The following is a 15,402-nucleotide window of genomic DNA, read 5'->3' as shown; positions in this document are numbered from 1 at the left end:
TTTAAGCAAAGGAATCGGCAATGCTCAAGATGCAATCGGTCTCCAAGGTCTTCTGCACCGAACAGGTGGAAACGCACGCGCTGCGCTCGCTGGACCTGCATGTGCGCGAGGGCGAATTCGTCGCGGTCACCGGCCCCTCCGGCTCGGGCAAGACCACCTTCCTCAACCTGGCCGGGCTGCTGGAGACCTTCACCAGCGGGCAATACCTTCTGGACGGCGAAGATGTCAGCCATCTGTCCGACGACGCGCGTTCGCGCCTGCGCAATCAGAAGATCGGCTTCATCTTCCAGGGCTTCAATCTGATTCCCGATCTCAACCTGTTCGACAACGTGGATGTGCCGCTGCGCTATCGCGGCATGGCCGCGGCCGAGCGCAAACAGCGCATCGAAGAGGCACTGACCAAGGTTGGCCTGGGCTCGCGCCTGAAGCACTACCCCACCGAGCTATCCGGCGGCCAGCAACAGCGCGCGGCGATCGCGCGTGCGCTGGCCGGTAGCCCGCGCCTGCTGCTGGCCGATGAGCCGACCGGCAACCTGGACTCGCAGATGGCGCGCGGGGTGATGGAACTGCTGGAAGAAATCAACGCGCAAGGTTCGACCATCGTCATGGTCACCCACGATCCGGAACTGGCCGCGCGCGCGCAGCGCAACGTGCACATCGTCGATGGCCAGGCCACCGACCTGCAGCGCGAACCGGTGCTGGGGCACGCCGCGATCGGCGCCAACCCCAACGTCGCGCGCTGAGCGAACGCAACCGGCCCGGCGCTGCGCGCCATCGCCATCCCACCCATCGTCGCTACCTGCAGCGCCCGACCCGGAGCCACCTCATGTTCGGCTATTACTTCCGCCTCGCCTTGCGCAGCTTCCGCCGCAACAAGGTCCTCACCGCGCTGATGGTGCTGGCCATCGCGCTTGGCATCGGCGCCAGCATGACCACGCTGACCGTGTTCTACGTGCTCTCCGGCGATCCGATCCCGCAGAAGAGCGACCGGCTGTTCTACGTGCAGGTCGATGCGCAGCCGAAGGCCGGCTTCCAGCCCGGCGAGGAGCCGGACTTCCAGAACACGCGCTACGACGCCGAAACGCTGCTGCGCGAGAAACGCGCCAAGCGGCAGGCGATCATGACCGGCGGGTCGGCGGCGATCGAGCCGCTCAGGAGCGGGCTGAAACCGTTCAAGTCGGAAGTACGGCTTACCTCAGCGGATTTCTTCCCGATGTTCGACACGCCGTTCCTGTACGGCCACGGCTGGACCGGTACGGAAGACGAACGCCACGAGCGGGTGGCGGTCATCAGCAAGAAGCTCAACGAGAAGCTGTACGACGGCGCCAACAGCGTCGGCCGCGAACTGCGCATCGACCAGAACACGTTCCGCATCGTCGGCGTGCTGGACACCTGGGCCCCCAATCCGCGCTTCTACGACATCACCAACACTTACGGTTCGGACGAACAGGCCTACCTGCCGTTCTCAGTCGCGATGGACCTGAAGATAGACCGCAACGGCAACATGAACTGCTTCGGCGACAGCAACGGCGATCAGACCTCGCTCAATGCGCCTTGCACCTGGATGCAGTACTGGGCGGAATTGGAGAGCCCGGCGCAGGCCGCCGATTACAAGGCCTACCTAGAGAACTACTCCAACCAGCAGCGCGCCGCCGGCCGCTTCCAGCGTCCGAACAACGTGCGCCTGCGCAACGTGATGCAGTGGCTGGACCACAACGAAGTGGTGCCGGGCGACGTGCGCCTGCAGCTGTGGCTGGCGATGGGTTTTCTTTTGGTATGCCTGCTCAATACCGTCGGTCTGCTGCTGGCCAAGTTCCTGCGCCGCAGCGGCGAGATTGGCGTGCGCCGCGCGCTGGGCGCCTCGCGCCGTGCGATCTTCGCGCAGTGTCTGGTCGAAGCCGGCACCATCGGCCTGGCCGGCGGCATCGCCGGCCTCGGCCTGGCCGTGCTCGGCCTGTGGGCCGTGCGCCAGCAGCCCTCCAGCTACGCCAAGCTCGCCCATCTGGACCCTACGATGCTGGCACTGACCTTCGCCCTGGCCCTGGCCGCCAGTCTGCTGGCCGGCCTGCTGCCGGCCTGGCGCGCGATCCAGGTGGCGCCGGCGCTGCAGCTCAAATCGTCCTGATCATCGCCCCCGCCGCACGGCGGCGGGCAGACCGCCAACGAAGGTCCCTCACAAGGTTATCGCCATGGACATCCGCCCCATCCTTTCCACCCTGCGCCGGCACAAGACCGCCGCCGCGCTGATCGTGCTCGAGATCGCGCTGGCCTGCGCGATCGTCTGCAATGCGCTGTTCCTGATCGGCAACCGCATCGAGACCCTGCACCGGCCCAGCGGCATCGCCGAGTCGGAACTGGTGACGGTCTCGCTCGGCGGCATCGGCCGGCAGGTCAATGCGGCCGCGCGCACCCGCGAGGATCTGGCCGCGTTGCGCGCCGTGCCGGGCGTGCGCAACGCGACCGTGCTCAACCAGGTGCCGTTCGTGCACTACTCCTCGAACACCGGCCTGTCGCTGACCCCGGACCAGGAGCGGCCCACCCTCAACGGGGCGCAGTACATGGCCGAGGAAGGCACGCTGCAGACCCTGGGGCTGCAGTTGGTGGGCGGGCGCGACTTCACGCCCGACGAATACCTCGATCTGGAAATCGCGAAAACCGACAGGGACGCGCAGAAAAAAGGGACCGCCATCATTCTCAATCGCGCCACCGCGGAGAAGATGTTCCCCGGGCAGAATGCCCTCGGCAAGACCCTCTATATCGGACAGATCCCGGTGCGCGTGGTTGGCATCGTCGACACGCTGGCGCGGCCGGCCGCGACCAGCGGCCTGGCCGAGATCGACTACGCGATGCTGCTGCCGCTGCGCCTGAACTACACCAAGGGCCTGTACGTGCTGCGCGTCACCGACCCGGCGCGGCGCCAGGAAGTGCTCACCGCGGCGACCGCGGCGCTGATGAAGGTGGACAGCAGCCGCCTGGTGCTGAAACAGCAGACCTATGCCGAGATCCGCGACGAATACTTCCAGAGTGACCGCGCGATGGTCTGGCTGCTCGGTGCGGTGTGCATCGCGCTGCTGATCGTGACCGCGCTGGGCATCGTCGGCCTGGCCAGCTTCTGGGTACAACAACGCACCAAACAAATTGGTATCCGCCGTGCACTGGGTGCCACACGCGGCCAGATCCTGCGCTATTTCCAGATCGAGAATTTCCTGCTTGCCTCGATCGGGATCGTGCTCGGCATGTTGCTGGCGTACTCGATCAATGTTTGGTTGATGGCCCGTTACGAACTACCACGCTTGCCGCTGATCTACCTCCCGATCGGTGCGCTGCTGCTGTGGGCACTGGGCCAGATTGCGGTGTACTGGCCGGCACGCCGCGCCGCGCTGGTGCCACCGGCGGTGGCGACGCGGAGCGCGTGAGAGTTAAGGGCTGGGTACGGCCGGCGCCTATGTGGCATGTGCGCATGGATGCGCACAGCGCTTGAGCCTGCGGCTTTGCGGCGTGCTGTACCGGCCAAGCGATCCAGACTGGCCGGGATCCGAGCCGGATGGCTGACGCCTGTCCGACATCCGGCCACGCGCGCAGTTCCGCCATGCAACGAATGCTGTTCTGATAGACCTACCTTCGCGCCCTCTCGAGCAATGCGATGCCGCAAATCCTGATCATCGACGACAACACGGCCGTTGCCACCGCGTTGGAAGTGCTGTTTTCGTTGCACGACATCGAGGCGCGGCACGCGCATTCACCGCAGGCCGGGTTGGCATTGCTGGATGAGCAGGCGTTCGATCTGGTGATCCAGGACATGAACTTCACCGCCGATACCACCTCCGGCGAAGAAGGCGAGGCGCTGTTTACCCAACTCCGTCGGCGTCACCCGGACCTGCCAGTGATTCTGCTCACCGCGTGGACCCATCTGGGCAGCGCGGTGGGCCTGGTCAAGGCCGGCGCGGCCGATTACATCGCCAAACCCTGGGACGACACCAAGCTGCTGACCACGGTCAATAACCTGCTGGAACTGTCCGAAGCACGCCGCGAACTGGAACGTCGTCGCGAACGCGAGCGGCGCGGCCGCGAGCAACTGACCCAACGCTACGATCTGCGCGGTGCGGTGTTCGCCGATCCAGCGAGCGAGCGAGCAATCGCCCTCGCCTGCCAGGTCGCGCGCTCAGACTTGCCGGTGCTGATTACCGGCCCCAACGGCAGTGGCAAGGAAAAGATTGCCGAGATCATTCAGGCCAACTCGGCATCCAAACACGGGCCGTTCATTGCACTCAATTGCGGTGCATTACCAGGCGAATTGATCGAAGCCGAATTATTCGGCGCAGAAGCCGGGGCCTACACCGGCGCCAACAAGGCGCGCGAAGGCAAGTTCGAAGCGGCCGATGGCGGCACGCTGTTTCTCGACGAGATCGGCAACCTGCCGCTGGCAGGGCAAATGAAGTTGTTGCGCGTGCTGGAAACCGGGCGCTACGAGCGGCTGGGCTCCAACCGCGAGCGCCACGCCAAGGTGCGCGTGATCAGCGCCACCAATGCCGATCTGTCGGCGATGATCCGGGATGGCAGTTTCCGCGAGGATCTGTACTACCGACTCAACACGGTGGAAATTGCGCTACCCGCATTGGCCGAGCGCCCCGGCGACATCGGCCCGCTGGCCGACCACTTCCTCGCCGGCGGAAAGCCGCTCTCCACGCAGGCGCGCGATGCATTGCAACGGCATGCCTGGCCTGGCAACGTGCGCGAACTGCGCAATGTGCTGCAACGCGCCGCCTTGCTCGCACAGGGTGCGCGCATCGAAGCGAGCGATCTGAATCTGCCACGTGCCGCTGCGCCACGGCAGGCAACGCCCGCGGCAGGCGAGCCGGATCGCGCGCGTATCGAACAGGCGCTGGCGCGCGCACAAGGCGTGATCGCACAAGCCGCCACCGAGTTGGGGTTGAGCCGCCAGGCGCTGTATCGGCGCATGGACCGCTACGGCATCACCTCGGAATGAGCCTGCGTATGTGGAACCGCTCCTTCACGTTTTCGCTATTTCTACGCTTGCTTCCAGTGCTCGCCTTGGCGGCCGCCTTGCCGTGGTTCATGGCGTACTGGCTGGACCGCGGCTGGCAAGTAGCGGCGATTTCGGTCGTCGTGCTGCTGGCAGCGATGTGGTTTAGCCTCACCCGCGCCACCGCGCCGATGCGCTCGCTATTTCGTGCGCTGGCCGGCACCACCAGCAGCTATCGCGATGGGGAGTACAACTTCGGCGTGTACTGGCGCGGTAATGATGAGCTGGCGCAACTGGTGCATGCGCATGCCGAACTTGGCGATGTGTTGCGTGCACAGCGAAGCCATCTGGTACAACGCGAGTTGATGCTCGACACCATGCTGCAGAACACCCCCGTGGCGATGCTGCTGGTGGTGGCCGGCGGCGATGGCCTACGCCGCATCGGGTTTTCCAACAACGCCGCGCGCAAGCTGTTGCATGACGGACGCAAGCTCGAAGGCCAGCATCTGGACGACGTGCTCGAACGCATGCCAGGCGAACTGCGCGATGCGCTGGCGCGCGGCGGCGACTGCCTGTTCGCGGTGCGCGAGGACGGTGATGACGAGGACGACGAGCAGATCTATCACCTGTCGCGGCGCAGCTTCCACCTCAATGGCCGCAGCCACGAGTTACTGCTGATCCGCACCCTGACCACCGAGTTGCGACGGCAGGAAGTGCAGACCTGGAAAAAGGTCATCCGCGTGATCAGCCACGAATTGAACAACTCGCTCGCACCGATCGCCTCGCTGGCGCATTCCGGCGCCGAGCTGCTGCGCCGCGAGCGCACCGATCGCCTGGGCACGGTCTTCGAAACCATCGAAGAGCGCGCGCGTCATCTGGAAGGCTTTATTCGCGGCTACGCGCGCTTTGCCAAGTTGCCGCAGCCGCAGTTGCAGACCATCGAATGGGCGCCGTTTCTCGAACGGCTGCGACAGCAGATCCCGTTCCAGTTGCAGGGCGAGATCAGCAGTGTCAGCAGCCGCATCGATGCAGCGCAGATCGAACAGGCCATGCTCAATCTGCTCAAGAACGCACACGAGGCCTGCAGCGAAGCGCAGCCGCCCAATAGCGAGGTTGCGGTGTGCGTGACACGCTTACCGCAGTGGCTGCGCATCGAAGTGCTCGACCGCGGCAATGGCATGAACGAAGCGGTGCTGCACAACGCACTGATGCCGTTCTATTCGACCAAACGCAACGGAACCGGGCTGGGGCTTGCGCTCACCCGCGAGATCGCCGAAGCGCATGGCGGGCGTATTTCGCTGCACAACCGCGAGCAAGGCGGCCTGTGCGTAACCTTGTTGCTGCCGTCGGCATCGGCTGCGTAGTCAGACACTTTCAACACGCCTCGTCCGCCGCAGCTCACTGATCGCTCGCCAGACCCGGCAAGGCCACCCCGACGCGCGGACACCGAGTGTAGGAGCGCGCACACTCGCCCTGCCGCCACGGCGCCGTCAATCGGATTTCAGCGTGCCGCGCTCTGCAATGCGCGGTAGTTTCAGCGCGCCACACGCATCGTCTGCGCCGGTGGTCCTGGTCGCATCGATGGCGCGGTAATACCCGATGCCCACGGTATTGCCAACGAACTCGCCGCCCTGCGAGGGGCACTCTCCACCGGCCTTGAACCAGTCCGAAAACGCCGCGTACTTGCCGGCCCTGAGGAAGTGGTTGCCGCCGACATAGGTCCGGTCGGACGCATCGCGCGTCCGCACTGCATCGCCGTTGACGTCGACGAATGTATTGCCTTCGATTCGGTTACCGGACGAGTGCCGCGCCAGATACAGCGCATGGATGAAGCCGGAGGTGTCGGTGTCGTTTTCGATCGACACAAAGCGATTGTGTTCGATGCGGTTGTCGCGCGACTGCTGCAGCCGGATCGCCGCAAACGAGTACGCCGCCTCGGTGCTACGGCCGTAACGTCCACCGATCCGCTCGAACTGCATGTTGCGGATCGTGTTGTCGCTATTGCCGTCCTCAGCCGCCTTGCTGCTGCCAAGATCCAGCGCCATCCAGTAGTTGCTGACCTTCAATCCCTCGAAGGTCAGCCGCGTCGGCGCATTGCGACCACCTTTCAAGGCGAACCAGGTTGCGCCACCGCGTCCATCGAAGACCGGCGGGCTGGCAGCACCAGCAGCGGCAATGAAGCGGATCGGCGCGCCGTTGGCAAAGGTCCATTGCACCGACTGTTGAAGATAGGTACCCGGGGCGATCACCACCTCCACGTCCCCCGCTGGTCGTCGTTCGACCAGGCGTCGCTGCGCGGCGTCGAGACTGCGCAATGCCGTCGAAGGCGCGGTGCCTGCCGCCGCATCGTTGCCATCGGGCGCCAGATACAGCCGATAACTGGCCGCCGCAGCAACGCCTGGCTGCAACATCGGCACGCCAAGGAGGAGGATCAACACCATATGTGGTCGTCGCTGCATCGTGCACCTTCAGTCGTTAACCGCTACACGGCCAACCATCGCCGTGCAGCGCGGCTGCGCTGCGTCACCCATCCGCATCGCGACACCGCTCCATGTTACTTCTTGGTCGGCCGCTCCCAGCCTTCGATCACCGTCTGCCGCGCACGCGTCACGCTGAGCTGCCCTGCCGGTGCATCGCGCGTGATCACCGACCCGGCACCGATGGTGGAGTTGGCGCCAATCTCGATCGGCGCCACCAACGCGCTGTTGGAGCCGACAAACGCGCCATCGCCGATGGTGGTTTGCGACTTGTTCACCCCGTCGTAGTTGCAGGTGATGGTGCCGGCACCGATGTTGACCTTGCTGCCGATCACCGCATCGCCCAGGTAGGTCAGATGATTGGCCTTGCTGCCGACGCCCATGGTGACCTTCTTGGTCTCCACGAAATTGCCGATGTGCACACCATCGGCCAACACGGTGCCGGGGCGCAGGCGCGCGAACGGGCCGATCTGCACCGCGCCTTCGGTGACCACGCCGTCCAGATCACTGTGCGCACGCACCTGCGTGCCGGCACCCAGCGTCACGTCGCACAGGCGCACGAACGGGCCGATCACCACGTCGTCGCCCAGCGTCACATTGCCTTCCAGGATCACATCGATATCCAGCTGCACATCGCGGCCTACCTGCACGCTGCCACGCTGCTCCACACGCGCCGGATCGGCCATCCGCACGCCCTGCAGACAAAGCGCTCGTGCAGCGCGCAACTGCCAGGCGCGTTCGAGCTGGGCCAGCTGCCACGGGTCGTTGGCACCTTCCACATCCTGCGGGTCGGCCACATGCACCATGTCGGCCGGCGTGAAATCGGCGGCGGCGCTGGCGAACACATCGGTGAGATAGAACTCGCCCTGCGCATTGTCGTTGGACAAGCCACCCAACCAGCGGCGCAGTGCGGTGGATTCGGCGGTGAGGATGCCGGTATTGATGGTGCGGATGCGGCGCTGTTCGTCGTTGGCATCCTTCTGCTCGACGATGGCGGCCACCTTGCCTTCCGCATCGCGCAGGATGCGCCCATAGCCGGTTGGATTGGCCAGTTCGGCCACCAGCACCGCCATGCGACCCGGTGCATGCAGCAACTGCAACAGGCTGTCGCTGCGGATCAGCGGCACATCGCCGTACAACACCAGCACCGTCGCCGCGTCGGGAATCGCAGGCATCGCCTGCTGCACTGCATGTCCGGTGCCCAGCTGTTCGCGCTGCTCGGCCCACTGCAGATCGCTTTGATCGGCGAAGGCTGCCTGCACCTGATCGCCGCCGTGCCCGTACACGATATGGATCGCCGCCGGCTGCAGCTGCCGCGCGGTGGCGATCACATGCGCCAGCATCGGCTGGCCCGCCAGCGGCTGCAGTACTTTGGGCAGGGACGAGCGCATGCGCTTGCCCTCGCCCGCGGCCAGTATCACAACGTGCAGGGGCAGAGTCATCAAGACATTCCAGACATATAGATGGCTAAATTCTAGTCGCTGCACCCCGTCGCGTCGTTGTCCGGATGCGGTGTTCGTCCGCGATGACAGCGTTTGCGCCTCACTGCCGCTAGGATGGGCGCCCTTTCTTTGCTCCGACACGCATGAGTCTGTTCCGCCAAGGCCGCCAGTTCATGATGATTGGCGCCCTGCAGCTGGCTGTGGATTGCGGCATCTTCATCGCCGCCACCGCCGCAGGCATGCCTGCGGTGCCGGCCAATTTGTTGGGACGCATCGGCGGCGCCATGCTCGGTTTTTGGCTCAATGGCCGCTACACCTTTGCCCAGCAGGGCGATGCGCGGCTGGGTTGGCAACGCTTCCGCCGCTTCGCGCTGATGTGGCTGGCACTGACCGTGATCAGCACCTGGCTGCTCTCGACCACGGTCGATCTGCTCGGGTTACGTCAGGCCTGGCTGGCAAAACCGCTGGTCGAAGGCGGCCTGGCGATCGTGTCGTTCTTCCTGAACCGACACGTGGTGTATCGCTGATCCAAGCATGCGCAGGCCGTGAGCGATTGTTCGCTCGTGTGGCACATGAAGCAGAATTGGGGCACCGCTTGCGCGCAGACATCCCGCAGCGGAGTAACTGCATCTTCTCACGTGCTGATCGATGGGACGTACGTCTTTGTCAGCTCTGATGCGGCATCCATGCCGCGTGAGGTCCCGTACCGGCAGGCGGGCAAGGACCAGTCGCGTTGGCCGGTGTGCATGGCTTTCAATAAAGCAATGCGCAAACTTCTAGTGCGGTGTCCTCGCCGATTGCAGGGCCATTGGCGGCATGCATGCCGCCATCGAGCTCCCATGGACGGCTTCACCGCGTGTCCCGCGAGCGGTGGAGCACCGCGCTTTGGACACACGCAGCGTTCGACCTGGGCGTCTGACTGCATCCACCAAGATGCGGCCGACAAAATCACTGCACTCACCACCAGGCGAGCGCTCATCGGTTTTGTCGGCCGCTCTAAACCGCATGACAGCGAGCGGTTCAGCATAGACCCATTCCACCGCGCCAATCAGTGGCAAAAATCGCCCAGTCCGCGCACCAGTGCGGCGTGATGCAGCGCATCCAGCTGCCACTGCTCGGCGTAATGCGATGCCGCACGCGCCGTGCTGGCCGGGCAGTCGGGCGCGCTACGCGCTGATGCCACATCGGCCAACGCATCGAGCAGTTCGCCCTGCAGTTGATCCAGGCGTGCACGCAGCGCGGTGAGATCCGGACGTGCGGTGTTCGGTGCACGTCCGCGCTCGTGCCAACGGTTCAATAGCGCGTACTGTACCGACTTGTTGGCTTCAATTTGCGCGCCAAAGAAACGCGCCGCGTCGTCGGCATCCAGCCCATGCGCGGGCGCCTGGTCGCGCACGCTTTGCAACACCGCCGCCTCGCGCGCCTGATCCAGCACCGGCTTGCCGCTGTCCCACTTGCTCAGCGCCACCGCATCGCCAATGGCATTGCGCTGCACGATGCGGTCCATCAACAGATCCAGCGGCGGCTGGCTGCGCGCCGGCAGTGCGCACCCCAGCAGTCCGGCGGCCAACAGGCCGGTCACTATGTAAGCGCGAATGCCATCGATCGAGCGGGCCATACCATGTTCCTTAACGTAGCTGGATAACGTTGCCATGCACCACTGCCGGGCAGCGGTGCGCCAAGACAGGCAGTGTGCCTGCCGCGCACCACGACCGATTCGCGGACCCGCAGGCGGATCTCCAAAAACGAAAACGCCGACACGAGGGAGGGTCGGCGTTTCGAAAGTCTTCTCTGCAGATGACCTTGCAGCGGGTTGCAGTGCACGCCTCCCCATCGGGTCGGCACGCAGACACTTAGTGCTTGAGGTTGCGACGCAAGCGCTCCAGCGCCTGCAATTGCACCGTCGCTTCAGCCAGCCGACGCTGCGCCTCGGCCACGTCCACCGTGCTACCCCGGTTGGCAAGCAGCCGCTCGGCCTCTTCCTTGACCTTGCGCACGGCTGCTTCGTCGATGTCCTGTGCACGCACTGCGGTGTCGACCAGGATGGTCACCACCTGCGGCTGCACTTCCAGGATGCCGCCGGAAATAGCGAAATCCAGATGTTCGCCATTGGCGGTGGTCACCACCACCTTGCCCGGCTTCAGGCGTGTGATCAGCGGCGCGTGCTTGGGTGCAATACCCAGCTCGCCCAACTCGCCGGTGGCCACGACCAGGGTCGCCTCACCGTGGAAGATTTCCTTCTCGGCGCTGACGATGTCGCAACGGATAGTGCTCATGGTGCCTCACTTAAGTGAGGCGGGGATCGGGGATCGGGATTCGGGAATGGGAAGAGCGGCTGGCTGCGCACGCTTCCTGGTTCCCGCACTCCGACTCGCCTACAACCCGCCTTTACGATTCCCGATTCCCGATTCCAGCCGCACAGCGGCTGGGATCCATCAGGCCTTGGCGCTCATCTTGTTGGCTTTCTCGACCGCTTCTTCGATGCTGCCGACCATGTAGAACGCCTGCTCCGGCAGGTGGTCGTATTCGCCGTCGCAGATCGCCTTGAAGCCGCGGATGGTGTCCTTGAGCGACACATACTTGCCCGGCGAGCCGGTGAATACTTCGGCCACGTGGAAGGGCTGGCTGAAGAAGCGCTCGATCTTGCGTGCGCGCGATACCGACTGCTTGTCTTCTTCGCTCAACTCGTCCATGCCCAGGATCGCGATGATGTCCTTCAGTTCCTTGTACTTCTGCAAGGTCTGCTGGACGCGCTGGGCAGTGTCGTAATGCTCGTGACCAATTACCAGCGGGTCCATCTGGCGGCTGGTGGAGTCCAGCGGATCCACCGCCGGGTAAATACCCAGCGAGGCGATGTTACGGCTCAGCGTGACGGTCGAATCCAAGTGAGCGAAGGTGGTTGCCGGCGACGGGTCGGTCAGGTCGTCCGCAGGCACGTACACGGCCTGGATCGAGGTGATCGAACCGCTCTTGGTCGAGGTGATGCGCTCCTGCAGCACGCCCATTTCCTCGGCCAGGGTCGGCTGGTAACCCACCGCCGACGGCATACGGCCAAGCAGCGCGGACACTTCGGTACCGGCCAGCGTGTAGCGATAGATGTTGTCCACGAACAACAGCACATCCTTGCCCTTGCCGTTCTCGTCCTTCTCGTCGCGGAAATACTCGGCCATGGTCAGGCCGGTCAGCGCAACGCGCAGACGGTTGCCCGGCGGCTCGTTCATCTGGCCGTACACCATCGCGACCTTGTCCAGCACGTTGGAGTCTTTCATCTCGTGGTAGAAGTCGTTGCCCTCACGGGTACGCTCGCCCACGCCAGCGAACACGGACAAGCCGCTATGCGCCTTGGCGATGTTGTTGATCAGTTCCATCATGTTGACGGTCTTGCCGACGCCGGCGCCGCCGAACAGGCCGACCTTGCCGCCCTTGGCGAACGGGCACATCAGGTCGATGACCTTGATGCCGGTTTCCAGCAGCTCGGTGCTGGAGGACTGGTCTTCATACGACGGCGCAGCGCGGTGGATTTCCCAATGGTCCGACGCCTGCACGTCGCCGGCTTCGTCGATCGGACGACCCAGCACGTCCATGATGCGGCCCAGCGTTCCGGCACCGACCGGCACCGAAATGGCGCGCTCGGTGTTGGTGGCCAGCAGGTTGCGCTTCAGGCCGTCGGTGGAGCCGAGCGCAATCGTGCGCACCACGCCATCGCCGAGCTGCTGCTGCACTTCCAGGGTGATTTCGGTGCCTTCGACCTTCAACGCGTGATAGACCTTCGGCACTTCATTGCGCTGGAATTCGACGTCGACGACCGCGCCGATGATCTGAACGATCTTGCCCTGACTCATTTGGATAACTCCACTAATGTCTGTTCGATTCTTGTGTCGGGAATAGGGAAACGGGAGTCGGGAATGGGAAGATCAAGTGCTGCTGCTTCGACCATTCCCGATTCTCCATTCCCTATTCCCGGCTATACGGCGGCCGCGCCGCTGACGATTTCCGAAATTTCCTGGGTGATCGCCGCCTGACGCGCCTTGTTGTAGACCAGTTGCAAGGTGCCGATCATCTTGTTGGCGTTGTCGCTGGCGGCCTTCATCGCCACCATGCGCGCGGCATGTTCGGAGGCCACGTTTTCCAGCACGGCCTGGTACACCAGCGACTCGATGTAACGCGTCATCACGTGCTCCAGCACGGTGGCGGCATCGGGTTCGTACAGGTAGTCCCAATCGTGGTGCGCCACCTTGTGCTCGGCCGCCGGCAGCGGCAGCAGCTGATCGAAGCTGGCCTTCTGCGTCATCGTGTTCACGAAACGGTTGTAGACCAGATACACGCGGTCGACCTTGCCCTCGATGAAGGCATCGATCATCACCTTGATCACGCCGATCAGCTGCTCGACCTGCGGGCTGTCGCCCAGGTGGGTCACGCTGCCGACCATGTTGACCTTGATGCGACGGAAGAACGCCGACGCCTTCTGGCCGATGGTCACCACATCGATCTCGGCGCCCTTGTCCTGCCAGGGGCGTACTTCGCCCAGCATCTTGCGGAACAGGTTGTTGTTCAGACCGCCGGCCAGGCCGCGGTCGGAAGAGATCACGATGTAACCGACCCGCTTGACCTGCTCACGCTCGATCAGGAACGGATGCTGGAAATCGGTGCTGGCCTGCGCCAGATGGCCGATCACCTGCTTCATCGCCTGCGCATACGGACGCGAGGTCTTCATGCGCTCTTGCGCCTTGCGGATCTTGGAGGCCGAGACCATTTCGAGCGCGCGCGTCACCTTGCGGGTGTTCTGCACGCTCTTGATCTTGGTTTTGATTTCGCGTCCGCCTGCCATACTCGCTCGCTTCGCTTGCTTAGTGGGAATGGGGAATCGTGAGTCGGGAATTGGCACAGCCAACCCCGCTTTGACGATTCCCTATTCTCTATTCCCGATTCCCGCAGCTGGAGTTACCAGCTGCCCGTGGTCTTGAACTCTTCGATGCCCTTCTTGAAGCCGGCTTCGATGTCGTTGTCCCAGCCGCCGGTGCTGTTGATCTTGGAGACCAGCTCGCCCTGGGTATTGGCGAAGTGCGCGTGCAGGCCTTCTTCGAACCCCAGCAGCTTGTTGACCGGCACATCGTCGAGGTAACCCTCGTTGACGGCGTAGATCGACAGCGCCTGGTTGGCGATGGACATCGGCGCGTACTGCTTCTGCTTCATCAGTTCGGTGACGCGCTGACCGCGCTCGAGCTGCTTGCGGGTGGCTTCGTCCAGGTCCGAGGCGAACTGCGCGAACGCCGCCAGCTCACGGTACTGCGCCAGCGAGATACGGATGCCGCCGGACAGCTTCTTGATGATCTTGGTCTGGGCCGCACCACCGACGCGCGACACCGAGATACCGGCGTTCACGGCTGGACGGATGCCGGCGTTGAACAGGTCGGTTTCCAGGAAGATCTGGCCGTCGGTGATCGAGATCACATTGGTCGGCACGAACGCGGACACGTCGCCGGCCTGCGTTTCGATGATCGGCAGCGCGGTCAGCGAACCGGTCTTGCCGGTCACCGCACCGTTGGTGAACTTCTCCACGTACTCCTCGGACACGCGCGCAGCGCGCTCGAGCAGGCGGGAGTGCAGATAGAACACGTCGCCCGGATAGGCTTCGCGGCCCGGCGGGCGCTTGAGCAGCAGCGAGATCTGGCGGTAGGCCACGGCCTGCTTGGACAGATCGTCGTACACGATCAGCGCGTCTTCGCCGCGGTCCATGAAGTACTCGCCCATCGTGCAGCCGGCATACGGGCTGATGTACTGCATCGCGGCCGATTCGGACGCGGTCGCAGCCACCACCACGGTATGCGCCAGCGCGCCGTTCTCTTCGAGCTTGCGCACGATGTTGGCAACGGTCGAGGCCTTCTGGCCGATCGCCACGTACACGCACTTGATGCCGGTGCCCTTCTGGTTGATCACCGCATCGATCGCCAGCGCGGTCTTGCCGGTCTGGCGGTCACCGATGACCAGCTCGCGCTGGCCGCGGCCGATCGGGATCATCGCATCGACCGACTTGTAACCGGTCTGCACCGGCTGGTCGACCGACTTGCGCCAGATCACGCCGGGCGCAACGCGCTCCACCGGTGCGGTCTGGGTGGCGCCCAGCGGGCCCTTGCCGTCGATCGGCTCGCCCAACGCATTGACCACGCGACCGAGCAGTTCCGGACCGACCGGCACTTCCAGGATGCGGCCGGTGGTCTTGGCCACGTCGCCTTCGCGCAGGTTTTCGTAATCGCCCAGCACCACGGCGCCGACCGAATCGCGCTCCAGGTTCAAAGCAAGCGCGAAGGTGTTGTTCGGCAGTTCGATCATTTCGCCCTGCATCACGTCGGCCAGGCCGAAGATGCGCACGATGCCGTCGGACACGCTGGTCACGGAGCCTTCGTTGCGCGACTCTGCGGACAGCTTGACCGCCTCGATGCGGGTCTTGATCAGGTCGCTGATTTCGGAGGGGTTGAGCGTGGTTGCCATCGTTCAGTCC

At 64.2% G+C, this 15,402-nt stretch carries 13 protein-coding genes; 6 read left to right on the top strand and 7 right to left on the bottom strand.

Features of this window, described 5'->3' with window-relative positions; translation table 11 throughout:
• Window positions 1-20: 20 nt before the first annotated feature.
• The 5 genes from M0D43_RS14725 (at window position 21) to M0D43_RS14705 (ending at window position 6,348) form a co-directional block, all read left to right on the top strand.
• Complete coding sequence (locus M0D43_RS14725; RefSeq protein WP_252161994.1) at window positions 21-743, top strand: ABC transporter ATP-binding protein; 723 nt, start codon at window positions 21-23, stop codon at window positions 741-743.
• Window positions 744-826: 83 nt separating this feature from the next.
• Window positions 827-2,125, top strand: coding sequence for an ABC transporter permease (locus M0D43_RS14720; protein WP_252161993.1), 1,299 nt, complete (start codon window positions 827-829; stop codon window positions 2,123-2,125).
• 64 nt (window positions 2,126-2,189) lie between these two features.
• On the top strand, window positions 2,190-3,416 hold the full coding sequence (locus M0D43_RS14715; protein ID WP_252161992.1) for an ABC transporter permease: 1,227 nt from the start codon (window positions 2,190-2,192) through the stop codon (window positions 3,414-3,416).
• Between the two features lie 227 nt (window positions 3,417-3,643).
• Window positions 3,644-4,987, top strand: coding sequence for a sigma-54-dependent transcriptional regulator (locus tag M0D43_RS14710; protein WP_252161991.1), 1,344 nt, complete (start codon window positions 3,644-3,646; stop codon window positions 4,985-4,987).
• 8 nt (window positions 4,988-4,995) lie between these two features.
• Window positions 4,996-6,348 carry a sensor histidine kinase gene (locus tag M0D43_RS14705; RefSeq protein WP_252165072.1) on the top strand — a complete coding sequence of 451 codons (1,353 nt, stop codon included), beginning with the start codon at window positions 4,996-4,998 and terminating at the stop codon, window positions 6,346-6,348.
• Between the two features lie 126 nt (window positions 6,349-6,474).
• On the opposite strand, the gene M0D43_RS14700 is transcribed toward M0D43_RS14705, so the two are convergent.
• Complete coding sequence (locus M0D43_RS14700; protein WP_243391059.1) at window positions 6,475-7,425, bottom strand: right-handed parallel beta-helix repeat-containing protein; 951 nt, start codon at window positions 7,423-7,425, stop codon at window positions 6,475-6,477.
• Between the two features lie 113 nt (window positions 7,426-7,538).
• Window positions 7,539-8,903 (bottom strand): bifunctional UDP-N-acetylglucosamine diphosphorylase/glucosamine-1-phosphate N-acetyltransferase GlmU, encoded by a 1,365-nt coding sequence (glmU, locus tag M0D43_RS14695; protein WP_252161990.1) that lies wholly within the window; start codon window positions 8,901-8,903, stop codon window positions 7,539-7,541.
• Window positions 8,904-9,046: 143 nt separating this feature from the next.
• Here glmU and M0D43_RS14690 point away from each other — a divergent pair, with 143 nt between their 5' ends.
• The gene (locus M0D43_RS14690; protein WP_101362180.1) at window positions 9,047-9,430 is read left to right on the top strand and encodes a GtrA family protein; all 384 of its coding nucleotides are present in this window, start codon (window positions 9,047-9,049) and stop codon (window positions 9,428-9,430) included.
• 521 nt (window positions 9,431-9,951) lie between these two features.
• Here M0D43_RS14690 and M0D43_RS14685 read toward each other — a convergent pair.
• From M0D43_RS14685 to atpA, 5 genes are all read right to left on the bottom strand, one after another.
• Window positions 9,952-10,521 carry a chorismate mutase gene (locus M0D43_RS14685; protein ID WP_101362181.1) on the bottom strand — a complete coding sequence of 190 codons (570 nt, stop codon included), beginning with the start codon at window positions 10,519-10,521 and terminating at the stop codon, window positions 9,952-9,954.
• Window positions 10,522-10,756: 235 nt separating this feature from the next.
• Entirely contained in the window at window positions 10,757-11,179 is a 423-nt protein-coding gene (locus tag M0D43_RS14680; RefSeq protein ID WP_252161989.1) for a F0F1 ATP synthase subunit epsilon, read from the bottom strand.
• Between the two features lie 159 nt (window positions 11,180-11,338).
• Window positions 11,339-12,745, bottom strand: coding sequence for a F0F1 ATP synthase subunit beta (atpD, locus tag M0D43_RS14675; protein ID WP_046963369.1), 1,407 nt, complete (start codon window positions 12,743-12,745; stop codon window positions 11,339-11,341).
• 122 nt (window positions 12,746-12,867) lie between these two features.
• Window positions 12,868-13,731, bottom strand: coding sequence for a F0F1 ATP synthase subunit gamma (gene atpG, locus M0D43_RS14670; protein WP_252161988.1), 864 nt, complete (start codon window positions 13,729-13,731; stop codon window positions 12,868-12,870).
• A gap of 113 nt (window positions 13,732-13,844) precedes the next feature.
• Window positions 13,845-15,392: a F0F1 ATP synthase subunit alpha gene (gene atpA / locus M0D43_RS14665; protein ID WP_252161987.1), complete on the bottom strand. Its 1,548-nt coding sequence runs from the start codon at window positions 15,390-15,392 to the stop codon at window positions 13,845-13,847.
• Between the last annotated feature and the right edge of the window lie 10 nt (window positions 15,393-15,402).

The organism is Xanthomonas prunicola (assembly GCF_025266575.1).
Classification (GTDB): Bacteria; Pseudomonadota; Gammaproteobacteria; order Xanthomonadales; family Xanthomonadaceae; genus Xanthomonas; species Xanthomonas prunicola.
This window is presented reverse-complemented; position numbering and strand designations above follow the sequence as displayed.

Bases quoted from the DNA above. Each gene is read 5' to 3' on its own strand.
- M0D43_RS14710 (WP_252161991.1), top strand. From the start codon at position 3,644: ATGCCGCAAATCCTGATCATCGACGACAACACGGCCGTTGCCACCGCG.
- atpD (WP_046963369.1), bottom strand. From the start codon at position 12,745: ATGAGTCAGGGCAAGATCGTTCAGATCATCGGCGCGGTCGTCGACGTC.
- M0D43_RS14700 (WP_243391059.1), bottom strand. From the start codon at position 7,425: ATGGTGTTGATCCTCCTCCTTGGCGTGCCGATGTTGCAGCCAGGCGTT.
- M0D43_RS14715 (WP_252161992.1), top strand. From the start codon at position 2,190: ATGGACATCCGCCCCATCCTTTCCACCCTGCGCCGGCACAAGACCGCC.
- M0D43_RS14680 (WP_252161989.1), bottom strand. From the start codon at position 11,179: ATGAGCACTATCCGTTGCGACATCGTCAGCGCCGAGAAGGAAATCTTC.
- M0D43_RS14725 (WP_252161994.1), top strand. From the start codon at position 21: ATGCTCAAGATGCAATCGGTCTCCAAGGTCTTCTGCACCGAACAGGTG.
- atpA (WP_252161987.1), bottom strand. From the start codon at position 15,392: ATGGCAACCACGCTCAACCCCTCCGAAATCAGCGACCTGATCAAGACC.
- M0D43_RS14690 (WP_101362180.1), top strand. From the start codon at position 9,047: ATGAGTCTGTTCCGCCAAGGCCGCCAGTTCATGATGATTGGCGCCCTG.
- M0D43_RS14685 (WP_101362181.1), bottom strand. From the start codon at position 10,521: ATGGCCCGCTCGATCGATGGCATTCGCGCTTACATAGTGACCGGCCTG.
- M0D43_RS14705 (WP_252165072.1), top strand. From the start codon at position 4,996: ATGTGGAACCGCTCCTTCACGTTTTCGCTATTTCTACGCTTGCTTCCA.
- atpG (WP_252161988.1), bottom strand. From the start codon at position 13,731: ATGGCAGGCGGACGCGAAATCAAAACCAAGATCAAGAGCGTGCAGAAC.
- M0D43_RS14720 (WP_252161993.1), top strand. From the start codon at position 827: ATGTTCGGCTATTACTTCCGCCTCGCCTTGCGCAGCTTCCGCCGCAAC.
- glmU (WP_252161990.1), bottom strand. From the start codon at position 8,903: ATGACTCTGCCCCTGCACGTTGTGATACTGGCCGCGGGCGAGGGCAAG.